At 72.9% G+C, this 3,232-nt stretch carries 2 protein-coding genes; both read right to left on the reverse strand.

What is annotated here, in order from left to right; translation table 11 throughout:
- Positions 1-46 precede the first annotated feature (46 nt).
- The gene (locus ACFV6I_RS21510; RefSeq protein WP_350875492.1) at positions 47-1,576 is read right to left on the reverse strand and encodes a UDP-N-acetylglucosamine 1-carboxyvinyltransferase; all 1,530 of its coding nucleotides are present in this window, start codon (positions 1,574-1,576) and stop codon (positions 47-49) included.
- A 137-nt stretch (positions 1,577-1,713) separates the two neighbouring features.
- Positions 1,714-2,988 (reverse strand): cobalt-precorrin-5B (C(1))-methyltransferase, encoded by a 1,275-nt coding sequence (locus ACFV6I_RS21515; RefSeq protein ID WP_380427032.1) that lies wholly within the window; start codon positions 2,986-2,988, stop codon positions 1,714-1,716.
- Positions 2,989-3,232: the final 244 nt, after the last annotated feature.

The raw sequence follows: 3,232 nt of genomic DNA on the forward strand, positions 1-3,232 counted from the left end.
GGGCGGTCGGGTCGGCCATCTGATCGTGCTTCAGATCCGGATCGGATCAGATGTCGCGGAAGGTCTCGATCTGCGCGCCGATGGAGTTGAGGCGCTCGGCGAGGTCCTCGTAGCCGCGGTTGATGACGTAGACGTTGCGCAGGACGGAGGTGCCCTGGGCGGCGAGCATCGCGAGGAGGATGACGACCGCGGGGCGCAGGGCCGGCGGGCACATCATCTCGGCGGCGCGCCAGCGGGTGGGGCCCTGGACCAGGACGCGGTGCGGGTCGAGGAGCTTGACGTCGGCGCCGAGGCGGGTCAGCTCGGTGAGGTAGATCGCACGGTTGTCGTAGACCCAGTCGTGGATCATCGTGGTGCCGTGGGCGGCCGCGGCGATGGCCGCGAAGAACGGCACGTTGTCGATGTTGATGCCGGGGAACGGCATCGGGTGGATGGTGTCGATCGGCGCGGTCAGCTTGGACGGGCGCACGGTGAGGTCGACCAGGCGGGTGTGGCCGTTGTGGGCCCGGTACTCGGGGGTCCGGTCGTAGTCGAGGCCCATCCCCTCCAGCACCGCGAGTTCGATCTCCAGGAACTCGATCGGCACCCGGCGGATCGTCAGCTCGGAGGAGGTGACGACGGCGGCGGCGAGCAGGCTCATCGCCTCCACCGGGTCCTCGGCCGGGGTGTAGTCGACGTCGCAGGTGATCTCCGGGACACCGTGGACGGTGAGGGTGGTGGTGCCGACGCCCTCGATCCGCACGCCCAGCTTCTCCAGGAAGAAACACAGGTCCTGGACCATGTAGTTGGGCGAGGCGTTGCGGATGACGCTGACGCCGTCGTGCCGGGCGGCGGCCAGCAGGGCGTTCTCGGTGACGGTGTCCCCGCGCTCGGTCAGCACGATCGGACGGTCCAGCGGGGTGCCCGGCTCGACCGAGGCGTGGTAGGCGCCGCCGGTGGTGGCGACCTCCAGCCCGAAGCGGCGCAGCGCGGTCAGGTGCGGCTCGACGGTGCGGGTGCCGAGGTCGCAGCCACCCGCGTACGGGATGGCGAAGCGGCTGGCGCGGTGCATCAGCGGGCCGAGGAACATCAGCACGCTGCGGGTGCGGCGGGCCGCCTCGACGTCCATCGCCGCGAGGTCGAGCTCGGCGGGCGGGGTGAGTTCGAGGTCGCGGCCGTCGTTGGTCCAGCGGCTCTTGACGCCGATGCTGGTGAGCACCTCGAGGATGCGGTAGACCTCTTCGATCCGGGCGACGCTGCGCAGCGTGGTGCGTCCGGTGGTCAGCAGCGAGGCGCAGAGGATCGCGACGCAGGCGTTCTTGCTGCTGCGGACGTCGATGGCGCCGGAGAGTCGGGTGCCGCCGGCGACCCGCAGGTGCATCGGGCCGGAGTAGCCGAGGGAGACGATCTCGCTGTCGAGGGCTTCGCCGATGCGCGCGATCATCTCAAGGCTGACGTTCTGCTTGCCCTGCTCGATGCGGTTGACCGCGCTCTGGCTGGTGCCGAGGGCCTCGCCGAGCTGTGCCTGGGACCAGCCGCGGTGCTGGCGGGCGGTACGGATGAGGGTGCCGATACGGGTGAGGTAGTCGCCTGTCACTCGCCAGACCATATCTCATGGTTGAGATGGCGACAGAACCAGGGGCGGGCGTGACACTCCTTTTGTCCGTTTCTCGCCCCGTATGAACGTCAGATCTTCACATCACCAGGCGGTATTGCCGCGATTCTGTGAGAGTGTCACGGCCCGAGCGGCTCCGCCCGGCCGACGACGGTGCCCGCGCGGTCGATGCAGATGACGTCCACCGCCACCGGCGAGCCGACCAGCACGCCGAGCGCCGTCGCCCGCGCCGCCTCGGCGACCAGATCGCCCAGCGGCACCCCGGCCGCCCGGCACAACTGCACCGCCTCCAACCCGGTGTTGGCGGCGGCCACCGCCTCGGCCAGCGCCCCGTCGGCCCCGCCCCGCCGCGCCAGTTCGGCCAGGTACCCCTTGTCCACCTGGGAGCGCGCCGAATGCAGGTCGAGGTGGCCGGCGGCGAGCTTGGACAGCTTGGCGAAGCCGCCCGCGATCGTCAGCCGGGGCACCGGGTGGCGCTTGAGGTACTTGAGGACGGCGCCCGCGAAGTCGCCCATGTCGAGCAGCGCGTCCTCAGGCAGTCCGTGCACGGCGACGGCGACCTTCTCGGAGGTCGAACCGGTACAGCCGGCCACGTGGGTGCGGCCCGCCGCCCGGGCCACGTCCACGCCGCGGCGGATGGAGTCGATCCAGGCGGAGCAGGAGTAGGGGACGACGATGCCGGTGGTCCCGAGGATGGACAGGCCCCCGAGGATGCCCAGCCGTGGATTCCAGGTGGACCGGGCGATCTCCTCGCCGTGGTCCACGGAGATCTCGACCACCACGTCCCCGCTGCCGCCGTGCGCGGCGGCCACCTCCGCCACGGCGTCGCGGATCATCTGCCGGGGCACCGGGTTGATCGCGGGCTCGCCGACGGGCAGCGGCAGGCCCGCCTTGGTGACCGTCCCCACCCCCGGGCCGGCCCGGAACACCACGCCGGCGCCGGGCTCGCCGGCCCGCACCGTCGAGCGGATCAGCGCGCCGTGGGTGACGTCGGGATCGTCGCCGGCGTCCTTGACCACGGCGGCCATGGCGCTCGCCGGCATGGGCGGGACGGCGGCTCGGCCCCCGGCGGCCCGCTCCCCGGCAGCCAGTTCGCCGGCGGCCAGCCCCCCGGCCCTGGGGGCAAGTTCCGCGGCGACGAGTTCCTCGGCGGCGAGGGCGAAGGCCGGCTGCTGGCCCTTGGGGAGGGTGATGGCCACCGGGTCCGGGAACTCACCGGTGAGCAGCGCGGTGTACGCGGCCTTGGTGGCGGCGGTGGCGCAGGCGCCCGTGGTCCAGCCGTGCCGCAGGCCGCTGCTCTTCAGCTGGCCGGCCCGGCCCCCGGCTTCGACTCCAGCCTTGGCCGCCGCTTCGGCCCCCGCCTCGGCTCCCGCTTCGGCTCCCGCTTTGGCCACCTGCGTCTCGCTTCCGGCTCCGTTGAGGTGCGGCCGCACCGGCCGTCGGTACCGATTTTCCCCCATTCGCCTGGCCGCGCCCCGACCGGGGGCGGTGGGGGGGGGGGCCCCGGCGCCGGGTGGGTGGTGGGGGGTGCCCCCCCCCGACCTCCCCCCGCCCAACATCTCGCCGTCCCGCAGCCCGCCCACCGCCAACGCCCCGCCACCGGCGGACGCTCCGCCACCGGCGGGGAGGTGGACGTCC

The sequence above is a fragment of the Kitasatospora sp. NPDC059803 genome, assembly GCF_042732255.1.
Classification (GTDB): domain Bacteria; phylum Actinomycetota; class Actinomycetes; order Streptomycetales; family Streptomycetaceae; genus Kitasatospora.